The organism is Tistrella mobilis (assembly GCF_041468085.1).
GTDB lineage: Bacteria > Pseudomonadota > Alphaproteobacteria > Tistrellales > Tistrellaceae > Tistrella > Tistrella mobilis_A.
The window spans coordinates 12,186-29,148 of the sequence record NZ_CP121014.1 but is presented as its reverse complement, the minus strand read 5'-3'; the positions used below and the strand labels follow the sequence as shown (position 1 = coordinate 29,148).

The following is a 16,963-nucleotide window of genomic DNA, read 5'->3' as shown; positions in this document are numbered from 1 at the left end:
TTCCTTCCTGAATCGTGGGACCATGACGGCCATCGGGGTCGTGCTGGGTCTCGGCTTCTCCGGAGATCTGATCACGGCCGGGCCGGCACAGGCCGAAAACGCCGAGGTCTCGACCGGCCCCGCCTATTACTACGTCAATCAGCAGCCCTCGCCCGGTACCGGATCCAAGGGATCCAACGCCAGCTTCAACGGCTTCAGCTGCGACAAGCCCGAAAGCGGCGGCCAGGGCCCGACCGGCACGGCGGTGACCGCGACCGTCACGCCCGGCATCTCCACCACCACCGCCTATGGCGGCACGCTGGTGGTCGCCGGCAGCACCGGCGGCACCGGCGGTACGGGCGGTTCCGACAAGACCGGCGTCTGCGGCAATGGCCGCGGCGGCGGCACCGGCGGCACCGGCGGTGCCGTCACCGTCACGCTGAACGGCGCCAGCAGCGACGTCTATCCCATCGCCAACACCACGATCGTCGCCTACAGCCAGGGCGGCACCGGCGGCACCGGCGGCAACACCAACGATCCCGGCGCCCATGGTGGCGATGGCGGGTCGGGCGGAGCCGGCGGCACGGTCACCGTCACCAACAACATGGCGCTCAACATCCAGGGCGGTTCGTCCTCGCTGGGCATCGTGGCGCAGAGCGCCGGCGGCCAGGGCGGCGACGGCGGCAACAACAATGGCGGCCTCTGGGGCGATGGCGGCGACGGCGTGCCCGGCGGTGCCGGCGGCAATGTCACCATCACCAACAATGCTGCGATCACCACCGCGGCCGGCACCCCGCTTGCCGCCCAGTCGATCGGCGGTTTCGGCGGCGATGGCGGCAGCAGCAACGGCACCTTCGGCGGCTATAGCGGCGGCGGCGGCTATGGCGGCAATGCCGGGCTGGTCACGATCAACAATATCGGCGTGCTGACGGTCGGCAGCGCCGCGAACCCCTCGGCCGCGGCGGGTGCGACCGCGATCTATGCCCAGTCGGTCGGCGGCGGCGGCGGCAATGCCGGTGTCGCGGCCGGGCTGGTCGCGCTGGGTGCCGATGGCGGCAGGGCCGGCTCGGGCAGCCTGGTCACGGTCAACAATTCCAGCACCATCACCGCCTATGGCCCGTCCTCGGTCGGCATCTTCGCCCAGTCGGTGGGCGGCGCCGGCGGCAGCGGCGGCATGGCCTTCTCCGCCTCGGGCAGCAGTGCCTCGGTCGCGGTCGGCGGCTCGGGCGGCGATGGCGGATCGGGCGGATCGGTGGCGGTGAACAACACCGCCGATATCTGCACCGGCAATGGCTGCATTCCCTCGCTCTCCACCACCCCGGTCAATACCGGCTCGGCCGGCGGTGCGGTGGGCGTGCTGGCGCAGTCGGTGGGCGGCGGCGGTGGTGTCGGCGGCATGGGCCTGTCCGGCTCGGGCGCGGGCCTCGCCTTCGCGGTCGGCGGATCGGGCGGCGGCGGCGGCAATGCCGGCTCGGTCGCCGTGCTCAGCACCGGCTCGATCACGACGGTAGAGGTGAACTCGGCCGGCATCCTCGCCCAGTCGGTGGGCGGCGGCGGCGGTGTCGGCGGCGGTGCCGTGGCGCTGTCGGCCAGTTCCGGGCAGAGCGCCTCGCTCTCCCATGGCGGCTCGGGCGGCAGCGGCGGCTCGGCCGGATCGGTTGCAATCAACTGCAACAGCTTCAGCGGCGATTCCTCGGCCGCCGGCGCCTGCAGCGGCCAGGGCCGGCTTTCCGGGTTGACCACGGGCAAGACCATCTCGACCGTCGGCGACGGCTCGTCGGCCATCGTCGGCCAGTCGATCGGCGGCGGCGGCGGTTCGGGCGGCTATGCGGTGTCGCTGGCGGCCGGCTTCCAGGGCAGCTTCGCACTCTCTTACGGCGGCAAGGGTGGCAATGGCGGCAATGGCGGCCAGGTCTATGTCAGCCCCAACGGCATCACGCTGACCACCACCGGCGTCGGCGCCTCGGCCCTGGTCGGCCAGTCGATCGGCGGCGGCGGCGGCGGCGGCGGCTCGACGGTCGATGCCAGCCTGGCCGTCGCGAACAGCGCCCTGAGTTTCGGCGTCGGCGGATCGGGCGGCGCCGCAGGTGCCGGCAGCACGGTGATCGTCGAGAACACCGGCAGCGTCATCACCACCTCGGGCGACAGCTCGCACGGCATTCTGGCCCAGTCGATCGGCGGCGGCGGCGGCTCCGGCGGCTCGGCGCTGGGTCTCTCGGCCAGCCCGCAGCTGGCGGTGTCGCTGGGCGTCGGCGGATCGGGCGGCGCCGGCGGTGCCGCAGGCGCGGTCACCGCCCATAATTATGCCGCGAACAGCAGCCAGACCGCGGCGATCACCACCTATGGCTATGGCGCCAGCGCCATTCTGGCGCAGTCGATCGGCGGTGGCGGCGGCAATGGCGGCTACACCACCTCGGGCGCGCTCAGCTATTCCAGCGGCGCCTCGGCCGCGATCGGCGGCGCCGGCGGCAGCGGCAACAATGGCGGCACCGTCCAGGTGGTGAACACCGGGCTGATCAACACCTATGGCGGCGGCGCGGCGGCGATCGCCGCGCAGTCGATCGGCGGCGGCGGCGGCTCGGGCGGCTATGCGGTGGCGGGCTCGATCAGCGGCTCGGTCTCGGCGAATATCGGTGCCGGCGGCAGCGGCGCCTCGGGCGGTGCCGGCGGTGCGGTGAGCCTGATCAACCAGGCCGCCGTCACGGTCTCTGCCGCCACCACCGGCAATGCCCCTGCCCTTTTGGCGCAGTCGATCGGCGGTGGCGGCGGCTCGGGCGGCTTTTCGGGTGCCGCCGGCCTCAGCTCGAACGGCACCGCCAGCATGGCGGTGGGCGGCGGTGGCGGCAATGGCGGCACCGGCGGCACGGTCACCGTCGACAATTACTCGGCCCTCACCGTCACCGGCGCGCTCTCGCCGGGCGTGGTGGCCCAGTCGATGGGCGGCAATGGCGGCTCGGGCGGTTTCGCGATCGCGGGCTCGTTCGGCGAAAGCGGCGCGGTCTCGGCCGCGATCGGCGGCGGCGGCGGCAAGGGCGGCCGCGCCAGCCAGGTGACCGTCACCATCCAGGGCGGCGGGCGCGTCTCGACCACCGGCCATCAGTCGGCCGGCATTCTGGCCCAGTCGATCGGCGGTGCCGGCGGCAATGGCGGCTGGGACATCGCCGGCAGCCTGGGCGGGCTGGGGTCGGCCGGCGTCAGCCTGGGTGGCAGCGGCGGCGGCGGCGGTGCCGCGGGCGGCGTGACCATTGCCACCTACGACACCATCACCACCACCGGGCTTCTGTCGCACGGCATCGTGGCACAGTCGATCGGCGGCAGCGGCGGTCTCGGCGGCTTCAGCGCCGGGGCTGCCGGATCGACCATCGCGGCCCCGGCGGTCGCGGTCGGCGGCTATGGCGGCAGCGGCGGCACCGGCGGCACGGTCACCGTCAACACCTATACCGGCATCTCGACCGCAGGCGATCTTGCCGCGGCGATCATCGCCCAGTCGATCGGCGGCACCGGCGGCAGCGGTGGTGCCGCCTATTCCGGCTCGGTGTCGACCGGCAACCCGGCCTCGAAGATCTCGGTCGGTGCGGCCGGCGCCACCGGCGGCAGCGGCGGATCCGGCCAGAATGGCGGCGCGGTCTCGGTGACGGTCGCCAACAACCTGGTCACCAGCGGGTTCGACGCCTATGGCATCATCGCCCAGTCGATCGGCGGCGGCGGCGGCAATGGCGGCAATGCCTCGGCCTTCGCGGCCTCGGCCTCGGGCGGCGGCGAGCAGTCGAAAAGCGGCTCGGCTTCGGTCGCGATCGGCGGGTCGGGTGCGGCCGGCGGCAATGCCGGCACGGTCGCGGTCACGCTGACGGGCAGCATCCAGACCGGCATGGCCGGTGTCGCGCCGGGCAATCCGGGCGCGGGCGACCGGTCGGTCGCCATCCTGGCGCAGTCGGTGGGCGGCAGCGGCGGCAATGGCGGTTCGGCCTATGCCAATGCGATTTCGGGCACGGGCGCCATCTCGGTCGCGGTCGGCGGCGGCGGCGGCACGGGCGGCACCGGCGGCAAGGTCACCGTCTGCGGCAATGTCAGCTCGGGCAGCTGCAGCAATCCCTGGGGCGGCGTCACCGCCACCGGCGGCAGCATTCTGACCTATGGCAACCACGCAAGCGCGATCTACGCCCAGTCGGTGGGCGGCGGCGGCGGCCGCGGCGGCTATTCGGAAAGCAGTGCTTCCAGCAACAAATACGCCGCCTCGCTGGCGGTGGGCGGCTTCGGCGGCGGCGGCGGCAATGCCGATGCGGTGACGGTGGTCGCCGGCGGCACGCTCGCCACCACCGGCGCCGGGTCGACGGCGATCTTCGCCCAGTCGGTCGGCGGCGGCGGCGGCGATGGCGGCACGGCCACCGCTTCGGCCACCGGCCAGCAGGGCGGCGCGCTGGATGGCGGTGTCGCCGCCTATACCGGCACCGGCTTCGCCCAGCAGACCAATACCGGGGCGGCGGTCGCGACCGCGGCCCAGTTCTCGCAGAGCGGCCCGGCCGCTTCGACCGACGAGGAAGCCGATAACGGCGTCGGCGCTTCGCTCGCCATCGGCGGCGCCGGCGGCAAGGCCGGCAATGGCGGCGCCGTGCTGGTCAGCAGCGTTGCCACCATCACCACCTCGGGCATGCTGTCCAACGGCATCACCGCCCAGTCGGTGGGCGGCGGCGGCGGCAATGGCGGCTCGGCCACCACCAATGCGGCCGGCGGCAATTATGCCGGCTCCATCAGCCTGGGCGGCACCGGCGGCGGCGGCGGCACCGGATCGACCGCGACGGTGGTGAACACCGGCAGCATCACCACCAGCGGCCTGCAATCGGCGGCGATCTTCGCCCAGTCGGTCGGCGGCGGCGGCGGCAATGGCGGTGCGGCCTCCAGCACGGTCGAAAGCGGCGGCTCGGGCGCGCTCTCCTTCGGGCTCGGCGGATCGGGCGGCGGCGGCGGGGCGGCCAATCTGGTCACCGTGCTGAATTTCGGCACGCTCAGGACCACCGGCATCAATTCGGCCGGCATCTTCGCCCAGTCGGTGGGCGGCGGCGGCGGCAATGGCGGTGGGGCGACCACGGCGGCCACCGCGGCGCCGGCCTCGGATGAAGACGACGAGGACGGGTCGACCAGCGCCTCCACCGGCACCGTGCCGACCTCGGGTTCCGGCCAGTCGAACAGCAGCCACAATTCGGCCTCGGCCGGCAAAACCGGCTCCACCTCTCAGGGCAGCCAGGCGGGCGCCGATGGCGGCTATGCCGCCGGCCTCGCGATCGGCGGCTCGGGCGGCGGCGGCGCGGCCGGCGGCAGCATCGTGGTCACCAACTCGGCCAGCATCACCACCGGCACCTCCGACGGCAAGGGCGGGCTGAATTCGCAGGCGATCTTCGCCCAGTCGGTGGGTGGCGGCGGCGGCAATGGCGGCTCGGCCAGTTCCAACGCCGATGCCGGCAAGGCCAGCGTCGCGCTTTCGATGGGCGGCACCGGCGGCGGCGCCGGTGCGGGCGGTGCGGTGAATGTCGGCCTGGGCGGCGGCACGCTCGTCACCTATGGCGCCAATGCGGCGGCGGTCTATGCCCAGTCGGTGGGCGGCGGCGGCGGCAATGGCGGCTCGTCCAGCTCCACCACCGGCTCGGGCGGCTCGGCCTCGGTGGCACTCGGCCTCGGCGGCTCGGGCGCCGGGGGCGGCGCCGGCGGCAGCGTGAATGTCTGCGGCAGCATTTCGAACAACATCTGCAACGGCGATCAGGCGCACCCCACCTCCATCACCACCTGGGGCGATCTCTCCTACGGCATCTATGTCCAGTCGGTGGGCGGCGGCGGCGGCAATGGCGGCGCGGTCACCACCTCGGCCACCGCCGGCCAGGCGGATGACAGCGAAGCCGGCGCCAGTGTCTCCAGCGGCTCCACCGGCACCTCTGCCTCCACCTCCAAAGGTGTGGCGATGTCGGCCGGCCTCGGCGGATCGGGCGGCGGCGGCGGGTCCGGCGGCACGGTTTCGGTGAACAGCGCCACGACCATCCAGACCGCGGGCGCGCATGCCACCGCGATCTATGCCCAGTCGGTGGGCGGCGGCGGCGGTACCGGCGCCTCGGCCACCACCAATGCCAACAGCGGCGCCTATGCGACCAGCTTCGCGCTCGGCGGATCCGGCGGCAATGGCGGTGCCGGCGGCGCCGTCTATGTCGTGAACGACGGCACGCTCGCCACCTACGGCTTCCTCTCGCACGGCATCTTCGCCCAGTCGGTGGGCGGCGGCGGCGGCGATGCCGGCGGCGCATCCTCAACCTCCGCCCAGGGTGGTGAAGCCTCGCTCGCCATGGCCCTCGGCGGATCGGGCGGCGGCGGCCAGAACGGCCAGGGCGTCACGGTCACCAGCCGCGGCGTGATCACCACGGCGGCCGGCGCCGCGCATGCGATCGTCGCCCAGTCGGTGGGCGGCGGTGGCGGCCTCGGCGGCTCGGCCCAGTCCAGCGCGTCGGGCGGCAAGATTTCGGCACCGGTCACCCTCGGCGGCGGCGGCGGCATTTCCGGGTCGGGCGGAACCGTCAGCGTTTACATCACCCGCGACATCACCGCCTCGGGCATCGGCAGCGGCGCGGTCATCGCCCAGTCGATCGGCGGCGGCGGCGGCATTTCCGACATCATCGACATCACCAGCGCCACCCGCGCCTCGGCTTCGGCCAACCTGACGCTCGGTTCGTCGTCGAGCAATGCAGGCGATGGCGGCAAGATCCTGGTCAGCACGGGCGGCGGCACCTCGGCGCTGATCCAGACCGGCGGCGACAATGCCAGCGCGCTGGTGGTGCAGTCGATCGGCGGTGGCGGCGGCATCGCAACCTTCAGCGCCGGCAAGATTTCGGGCGCGGTTTCGCCCACCTTCACCCTCGGCGCCAGCCGTGGCGGCGGCAGCGGTGGCACCAGTGCGGCCGATGCGGTGATGCTGACCCTGGGCGATACCGGCGGCACCACCTCGATCGAAACCTGGGGCCGCAATTCGATGGGTGTCGCCGTCCAGTCGATCGGCAGCGGCGGCGGCATCGCCGGTTTCGCGACCACCTCGGCTGGCAGCACCACGGCCACGGCGCAGCTCGGCCAGTCGGGCGGCGGCGGCAATGGCCGCGCGGTCACGCTGTCGGGAACGGCCAGCATCATCACCCATGCCGACAATGCGATCGGTGCCGTGGTCCAGTCCGTCGCCGGCGGCGGCGGTGTCGCCCTCGCTGCGGCCGGCCCCGGGGCCATCTTCTCGGGCAGCACGCGGCTCGGCGCCACCGGTGGCGGCGCGGGTGACGCCGGCGCGGTGAACGTCAACCTGACCGGCGGGCGGATCGTCACCAACGGCTTCAATGCCCATGGTCTCGTCGCCCAGTCGATCGCGGGCGGTGGCGGCATTTCCGGCATCCGCACCACCAGCCTCATGCTCGGCGGCGCGGTCGCCGGCTCCGGCAACACGGTCACCGTCTCCAGCTCTTCGGCCATCACCACCTATGTCACCTCGGCCTCGGGCATCATCGCCCAGTCGATCGGCGGCGGCGGCGGCGTCGCGACCAGCGACGGCCAGGTCAACTTCGCCAGCGCGCCCAGCGGATCGAATGCCCGCCAGGTCCTGGTCACCACCACCGGGGCCGGCGCGGTCCAGACTCAAGGGGCGACCTCTTTCGGCATCCTGGCGCAGTCGATCGGTGGTGGCGGCGGCGCGGTCTTCGGGCCGAACCGGCTGCTCGGCGCCAATTTCGGCGCCTCGATCGCCTATGCCGGCAATGTCGGCATCGATGTCGGCGCCAATGTCATCACGACGGGTATGGCCTCGGTCGCCGTGCTCGGCCAGTCGATCGCAGGCGGCGGCGGCGTGGTCGCCTCCACCGCGGCGGATGCCGGTTTCACCTCTTATGCGGTCGGGCTGAACGGCGCCAATGCCAGCGGGCTGAATGCCGGCACCATGTCCATCACCACCCGCAATCAGACCATCGCCACCGCCGGCGCCAATGCCGCCGCCGTGGTCGGCCAGTCGATCGGCGCGGGCGGAACCTTCTTCAGCCAGGCCAATACCGCCAGCCAGGGCGCGGTCAGCGTCACGGCCTATCTGGGCACCGCCTACGGCAGCGGCAATGGCGGCGTGGACCAGGCCGATGCGATCAGGATCGCGCTCGGCACAGGCGGTGTCACCACCATCGATACCTCGGGCGCCAATGCCTTCGGCGCGGTCGCCCAGTCGGTGGGCGGCGGCGGCGGCATCATCGCGATCTCCAACCAGGCGACCGGCGGCACCGTCGGCACCGCCATTATGGGCCAGCGCGGCGGTAGCGGCAGCGGCATGGCCACCACGCTGACGGGGACCGCCAACATCGTCACCCGCGGCACCAATGCCCTGGGCGCGGTTGCGCAGTCGATCAGCAATGGTGGCGGTATTCTGGCGGTTTCGGGCCAGTCGGGTGCGGCCTTCACCGGCAATGTCACGCTTGGTGCCACCGCCGGCGGCGGCAGCAACGGCCGGACGGTCACCGTGAACCTGACCAATGGCAGCATCGCCACCGGCGGCGCCTATGCCCATGGCCTGGTGGCGCAGTCCATTGCCGGCGGCGGCGGCATTTCGGGCCTGCTGACCAATGACGTGAAATTCGGCGGCGTGGTGGCCGGCAATGGCGGCGCCGTCGGCGTTACCAGCTCGTCGGCGATCACCACCTATGGCACGGCGGCGGCCGGCATCGTCGCCCAGTCGATCGGCGGCGGCGGTGGGCTTGCCATCGGCACCGGCGCCGTCACCTTCGCCAATGCCCCCAGCGGGTCGAATGCCAGCCAGGTGACCGTCACCACCTCCGGCGGCGGCGCGGTTCAAACCCAGGGCGCCACCTCTTTCGGCATTCTGGCGCAGTCGATCGGCGGCGCCGGCGGCGCGATCTTCGGGCCGACGTCTCTCCTCAGCACCAATCTCGGCACCGGCATCGGCTATGGCGGCAATATCGCCGTCGATGCGGGCGCGAACGTCGTCACCTCGGGCACAGGCTCGGTCGCCATCCTGGGCCAGTCGATCGGCGGCGGTGGCGGCGTGATCGCCTCCACCACCGCGAATGACGGCTTCGTCAATTACGGGACGGGGCTGAACAGCGCCGGGAACGGCAATCTGAACGCCGGCACCGTCGCCGTCACCACCCGCAATCAGACCATCGCCACCTCGGGCGCCAATGCCGCAGCCGTGGTGGGCCAGGCTGTGGGCGCCAGCGGTGTGTTCTTCACCCAGGCGAACAGCGCCGGCCAGGGCGCGGTCAACGTCACCGCCTATCTCGGCACCGTCAGTGCCGGCGGCAATGGCGGTGCCGATGTCGCCGACGCCATCAAGGTCACGCTCGGCGCCGGTGGTCTCACCACCATCGATACCTCGGGCGCCAATGCCTTCGGCGCGGTCGCACAGTCGGTGGGCGGCGGTGGCGGCATCGTCGCGATCGCCACCCAGGCGACCGGCGGCACCGTCAAGGGCGCCATTCTGGGCCAGCGTGGCGGCAGCGGCACGGGCCTCGCCACCACGCTGACCGGCACCGCGAACATCGTCACCCGCGGCACCAATGCGCTGGGCGCGGTCGCCCAGTCGATCAGCACCGGCGGCGGCATTTTCGTGGTGTCCGGCCAGTCGGGAGCCGCCTTCACCGGCAATATCCGGCTGGGCGCCACCGGCGGCAGCGGCAGCGATACCCGTGCGGTGAATGTCAACCTGTCGGGCGGCAGCATCGCCACCGGCGGCGCCTATGCCCACGGCCTGGTGGCCCAGTCCATCGCCGGCGGCGGCGGCATTTCCGGCGTGCTCACCAATGATGTCACGCTGGGCGGCGTGCTCGGCGGCAATGGCGGCACGGTCAGCGTCGCAAGCTCGGCCGCCGTCACCACCTATGGCACGGCGGCGGCCGGCATCGTCGCCCAGTCGATCGGCGGCGGCGGTGGGCTTGCCATCGGCACCGGCGCCGTCACCTTCGCCAATGCCCCCAGCGGGTCGAATGCCAGCCAGGTGACCGTCACTACCTCCGGCGGCGGCGCGGTTCAAACCCAGGGCGCCACCTCCTTCGGCATTCTGGCGCAGTCGATCGGCGGCGCCGGCGGCGCGATCTTCGGGCCGACGTCTCTCCTCAGCACCAATCTCGGCACCGGCATCGGCTATGCCGGCAATATCGGCATCGATGCGGGCGCGAAGGTCGTCACCTCCGGGGCGGGCTCGGTCGCCATCCTGGGCCAGTCGATCGGCGGCGGCGGCGGCGTGATCGCCTCCACCACCGCGAATGACGGCTTCGTCAATTACGGGACGGGGCTGAACAGCGCCGGGAACGGCAATCTGAACGCCGGCACCGTCGCCGTCACCACCCGCAACCAGACCATCGCGACCTCGGGCGTGAACGCCGCGGCCGTGGTCGGCCAGTCGGTGGGCGCCGGGGGCGTATACTTCACCCAGGCCAACACCGTCAGCCAGGGTACGATCAACGTCAGCGGCTATCTGGGCACGGTCAGTGCGGGCGGCAATGGCGGCGCCAATGTCGCCGATGCGATCAAGGTGACGCTGGGTGCAGGCGGCACCACCACCATCGACACCTCGGGCGCCAATGCCTTCGGCGCGGTCGCCCAGTCGGTGGGCGGCGGCGGCGGCATCGTCGCCATCTCCACCCGCGCCAGCTATGGCAACGCCAAGGGCGTGCAGCTCGGCCAGCGCGGCGGCAACGGCATGGGCATGGCGACGACCGTCACGGGGCCGGCCAGCATCGTCACCCGCGGCAACAATGCCTTCGGCATCGTCGCGCAGTCGGTCAGCAATGGCGGCGGCATTCTGGCCGTGGCCACGCCGGGGCTGGAGTTCTTCACCGGCACGGCAATCCTCGGCGCCCGCGGCGGCAGCGGCAACAATGCCGGCAATGCCACCGTCAACCTCTCGGGCGGCGGCGGCATCACCACCACCGGCGTCTTCGCCCATGGCATCGTCGCCCAGTCGATCGCGGGCGGCGGCGGCATCTCGGCGCTGAATACCGACACGGTGCAGATGGGCGGCGGCACGGCCGGCGTCGCAGGCGTCGCCAGCGTCACCGCGCTGGCACCGGTTGCGACATCGGGCATCGGCGCCAGCGCCATCGTCGCCCAGTCGATCGGCGGCGGCGGCGGCCTGGCACTCACCAGCTACAATGCCCAGTTCATCAGCACGACCGGCGGCAGCGATGCCAGCACGGTGGGCGTCACCACCACCGGCAATGGCTGGCTGCAGACCACCGGCAATCTGGGCTTCGGCATCCTGGCCCAGTCGATCGGCGGCGGCGGCGGCGCCTTCATCGCCCCCAATCACGGCGTCATCGCCAGCTTCGGCGCCTCGGCCGCCTATGCGGGCGGGGTCTATGTCGATGCCGGGGCGAATGTGGTGACCACCGGCCAGGGCTCCACCGCCATTCTCGCCCAGTCGGTGGGCGGCGGCGGCGGCGTCATCGCCTCCAGCTTCGCCGATGCCGCCTATACCAGCTATGTCGCCAATATCTACGGCAGCAGCGGCGGCAGCGATTACGGCAGCAACGTCGTCGTCACCACCCATGGCCAGACGATTGCGACCGCGGGCGCCAATGCCGCAGCGGTGATCGCCCAGTCGGTGGGCGGCAGCGGCGTCTATTACGCCCAGACCAACACCGCCGCCCAGGGCAGCATCCATGCCACCTTCAACCTGGGCAGCGGGCTCGGCAGCGGCAATGGCGGCGTCAGCCAGACCGATTCGGTCAGGGTGACGCTGGGCAGCGGCGGCGCCACCACCATCGACACCTCGGGCGCCAATGCCTTCGGCGTGGTCGCACAGTCGGTGGGGGCCGGCGGCGGCATCTATGCCATCGCCACCCAGTCGACCGGCGGGTCGATCGACAGCAGCCGGCTCGGCGCCCGTGGCGGCGGCGGTGTCGGCCTCGCCACCACCGTCACCGGGGCGGCGAACATCACCACCCGCGGCACCAATGCGCTGGGCGTGGTCGCGCAGTCGATCAGCGGCGGCGGCGGCATCGCCGTGGTCGCCGGCCAGTCGGGCAGCACGGGCTATTCGGGGCCGGTGACGCTCGGCACCTATGCCGGCGGCGGCGGCAATGGCGGGGTGGTCAATGTGAACCTCACCGGCGGCAGCATCACCACCGGCGGCGTCTTCGCCCCGGGCCTGGTGGCGCAGTCGATCGCCGGTGGCGGCGGCATTTCGGGCGTTCACAGCAGCGGCGTCTATCTGGGCGGCTATGTTGCCGGCAACGGCAACACGGTCACCGTCAGCAGCGGTGCCGCCATCGGCACCATCGGCAATGCCTCGGCCGGCATCGTCGCCCAGTCGATCGGCGGCGGCGGCGGTCTCGCCCTCGCCAATGGCGGCAATGCCGTCATCCTGAACGCGCCCAGCGGCTCCAACGCCTCGCAGGTGAAGGTCACCACCACCGGCAGCGGATCGGTCCAGACTCAAGGGGCCACCGCCTTCGGCATTCTGGCCCAGTCGATCGGCGGTGCCGGCGGCGCGGTGTTCAGCCCGGTGAACCAGGCCACGGCCGGCTTCGGCACCGGCATCGCCTATGGCGGCAGCATCGTCATCGACACGGCGGCGACTGTCGTCACCTCGGGCGCCGGCTCGGCCGGCATCGTCGGCCAGTCGATCGGCGGTGGCGGCGGCGTGATCGCCTCGGCCTTCTCCAATGCCAACATCACCAGCTATGGCGTTACCCTGAACGCCGCCAACGCCAGCGGGCTGAACGGCAACACCGTCGCCGTCACCACCCGCACCCAGACCATCGCGACCGCCGGTGCCAATGGCGCAGGCGTGATCGCCCAGTCGATAGGCGCCGGCGGCACCTATTTCACCCAGGCCAATGCCGCCTCGCAGGTGGCGGTGCACACCGCGATCAATCTCGGCACCTCGGTCGGCAAGGGCGATGGCGGCCAGAACACCACCTATTCGACCAACGTCACCCTGGGTGCCGGCGGTGTCACCACCATCGACACCTCGGGCGCCAATGCCTATGGCGTGGTCGGCCAGTCGATCGGCGGCGGTGGCGGTATCGTCTCCATCGCCACCCTGTCGACCGGCGGCTGGATCGATAGCGGCATCATCGGCCAGCGCGGCGGCGGCGGGTCGGCCATGCCGACCAGCGTCAGCGGCACCGCGAACATCGTCACCCGCGGCACCAATGCCGCCGGCGTGATCGTACAGTCGATCTCGGGCGGCGGCGGCGTCGCCAGCCTGTCCTCCCAGTCGGGCTCCTGGTTCTCGGGGATGGTGACGCTCGGCGCCACCGGCGGCAACGGCGCCAATGCCAACACCGCCTATGGCTATCTGGCGGCCGGCAGCGTCACCACCAGCGGCGCCTTCGCCCCCGGCCTGGTGGTGCAGTCGATCGCAGGCGGCGGCGGCATCGCGGGCATCCATACCGATGCCGTCCGCCTGGGCGGGCCGCTCAATGGCAATGGCGGCACGGTCTCGGCGACGAGTTCGGCGCTGATCACCACCTATGGCGGCGCATCTCCCGGCATCGTCGCCCAGTCGATCGGCGGCGGCGGCGGTCTCGCCCATGGCGCCGGCCAGGTCTATTTCAACTCGGCCGTCAGCGGCTCCAATGCCGGCAATGTCTGGCTGACCACCGGCACCGGCGGCACGGTGCAGACCGTCGGCAGCGTGTCCTATGGCATCCTCGCCCAATCGATCGGCGGTGCCGGCGGTGCGGTGTTCTCGGAATACCGCCAGCTCTCGGCCAATTTCGGCTCGGCCATCGCCTATGGCAGCGCCGTGACGCTGAACGTGCCGACCAGCGTCATCACCAACGGCGTCGGCTCCACCGCCATCCTGGCCCAGTCGGTGGGCGGCGGCGGCGGCGTGGTCGCCTCGGTCTTCACCGATGCCAATGTCACCAATTATGGCGTCGGCAATATGGGCGGCGGCGGCAGCAATCTGAACGGTGGCGCCGTCTCCATCACCACCCAGAACCAGACCATCGCCACCACGGCGGCCAATGCGACGGCCGTGGTCGCGCAGTCTGTGGGCGACAACGGCATCTTCTTCACCCAGACCAACACCGCCGCGCAGTCTTCCGCCTCGGTCAACCTGCAGCTCGGCGCCGTGCGCGGCTCGGGCAATGGCGGCCCGTCCCAGAACGATGCGGTGGCGGGCTATCTGGGCAATGCGGTCATCCAGACCTCGGGCGCCAATTCGCTCGGCGTGCTGGTGCAGTCGGTGGGCGGCGGCGGCGGTTTCGCCTCGATCGCCACCCAGGCCTCGGGCGGGAGCATCAATGCCCGGCTCGGCCAGCAGGGCGGCGCGGGTTCCGCCCAGGACATCACCATCACCGGCGCGCCCAAGGTGCTGACCCAGGGCGTCAACGCGGCCGGCGTGGTCGCCCAGGCGATCACCGGCGGCGGCGGCGTGATGGCCGTGTCCGGCACCAGCGGTGCGGTCTTCTCGGGCAGCGTCTATCTGGGCGGCACGGGTGGCGGCACCAGCGGCAATGCCGCGGTTTCCATGACCCTCAGCGGCGGCAGCATCCAGACCGGCGGCAGCTTCGCGCCCGGCCTGGTCGCCCAGGTGATCTCGGGCGGCGGCGGCCTCTCGGCCATCAACGCCACCTCGGTCAATCTGGGCGGGACGGTCGCCAGCAAGTCGAACACCCTGACGGTGACCAATGGCGCGGCCATCACCACCACCGGTGCCGCCTCTCCCGGTCTCGTCGCCCAGTCGATCGGCGGCGGCGGCGGTCTGGCGCTGGCGGCGACCGGCGCCACCGTCCGCGTCGGCAACAAGGCGAGCGGCGCCGACGGCAGCAACATCACCATCACCAGCAACGGCCAGATCTACACCACCGGCGTGAACTCCTTCGGCATCCTGGCACAGAGCGTCGGCTCCGGCGGCGGCACGGTGCTCACCACCGGCGGCACGGTCTCGGCGGCGGCCAATGCGTCGAGCAAGGCCAGCGCCGGCAGCGTCACGGTGGGCGTCAACGCGCCGATCACCACCACCGGGGCGGGTGCCCATGGCGTGGTCGCCCAGTCCGCCGCCGGCGGTGGCGGCATCGTCACCAACGGCACCACCACCCTGTTCCTGTCGGGCAATGGCGGCGGCAGCAGCCATGCGGTCTCGGTCTATGTCTATGCCCCGATCACGGTCAGCGGCGCCGGCGCCAGCGCGGTGGTAGCGCATTCCACCACCGACCCGGTGGTGGAGATCGCCGAAGGCGTGGTGGTCACCGGCGCGGCCGACGGCCATGCCCTGCTGCTCGACGGCCCGATCAACGAGGTGACCAATGCCGGCACGCTGCAAACCTTCGCCGGCGGCGACGGGCTGGTGATCGACAGCCGCATCGGCGACACCACCGTCACCAACAAGGGCACGCTGACCGGCAGCATCCGGCTGGGCGACGGCGGCGCCAATCTGCTGACCAACGAAGCCGGCGGCACGATCAATTCGGGCGCCAGCATCGACCTGGGCGGCACCGGCAGCTTCATCAATCACGGCCGGCTGCAATCGGCGACCGCGGGCGTGGTCACGACCACGATCAATGGCGGCTTCACCCAGTCTGCGGATGGCGAACTGCAGCTGCGCGTCGATCATGCGACCGGCAAGGCCGACGGGCTGCACATCACCGGCGCTGCCAGCATGGACGGCAAGCTGTCGCTTGCGACGATCAACAGCGGCTCGGTAAAGCCGGGCCGGCTGGCGATCGCCGATGTCCTGGTCTCGGATGGCGGCCTGGCCGCGGGCGATCTGGAACTCTCGGCACCGACCAGCGCGATCCTGAGCTACAGCCTGACCAATACCGACGGCCGGTTGGGCATCCAGGCCGATGCCGATTTCACCCCCGAGGGCCTCAGCGGCTTCGGCCGGCGGATCGGCGAGCTGCTGGGCCGGATCCAGAGCGAGGCGGCCTCGGAGTATTCGAAGGCGATCACCGCCGGTCTGGTCTCGATCAGCGACACCGCAACCCTGGACCAGGGCTATCGCAGCGTCGGCGATACGGGCGCGGCCAGCGTGCCGCAGAGCATGCTGACCGCGAGCGCACGCGCCATGCAGACGGTGACCGGCCGGCTGGACAGCTGGCGGATGGGGGCTGCCGCCGCCGCACCGGGCAGCCGCGAAGCGGCCCTCGACCAGACGGCGACGGCCTTCGGCAGCGGCGGCAATACGACTGGCGGACGGGCCTGGATGACGCCGGAAGGTGCCTATGAAACCGGCGACGGCTTCGACGGGCATTATTTCGGCACCACCATCGGCATCGATGGCGGCGCCGATGACGGCAGCTTCCTGGTCGGCGGTGCCTTCACCTATGGCGAGACCAGCTACGACCTGGACGGGCTTCAGGCCAGCGGCACCGGCAAGCAGTATGGGGTGAGCGTCTATGGTCTGCGCCGCTTCGGCGATGCCTATGCCTCGGTCATCGGCTATGCCGCCACCGGCGACACCCGCTACACCCGGGATCTGCGCGTCCTGGGGATGCCCCGCGCGGCCGTGACCCGCTTCGACGGCACCACGCTGGGGGCGCGGCTGGAAGTCGGCTATGCCCTGCCGCTGACCGCCGGGCTGAAGATCACCCCCTTCGCGGCGGTGGAGCCGACCCGGCTGCATCTGGACGAGGCCCGCGACAGCTTCGGCAATGGCGGCGGGGTGGTCTACGGCGCCTCGGACACCATCTCGATGCCGATGACGCTTGGCTTCCAGATCGGCGGCCCGGTGACGTTCGAGGATGGCAGCCGGATCGAGCCCTTCTTCCGCGCCGGCTGGAAGCACGAATTCCGCCCCGAGCGCGACATCACCCGCCATCTGGCCGAACTGCCCGGGGTCAGCTTCCAGGGCAGCGATATCGAGGTGCCGGAAGATGCCGCCGTGCTCAGGGCGGGCGTGCAGTATCGCCTGGACGAGGATTTCGACCTGCAGCTGAGCGTCGACTCCGAGCTGTCGGAAGAACGCCAGTCGGTCGGCGGGACCCTGTCGCTGCGCTATCGCTGGTAGGCGTCGGGC

General features: G+C 71.8%; 1 protein-coding gene. It reads left to right on the top strand.

What is annotated here, in order from left to right; genetic code table 11:
- The first annotated feature begins 22 nt into the window (after positions 1 to 22).
- Positions 23 to 16,954, top strand: a complete 16,932-nt coding sequence (locus P7L68_RS00065) for a hypothetical protein (protein WP_371998964.1) — start codon at positions 23 to 25, stop codon at positions 16,952 to 16,954.
- Positions 16,955 to 16,963: the final 9 nt, after the last annotated feature.

Excerpts from the sequence above, each read along its gene's own strand:
- P7L68_RS00065 (WP_371998964.1), top strand. The coding sequence starts at position 23 with ATGACGGCCATCGGGGTCGTGCTGGGTCTCGGCTTCTCCGGAGATCTG.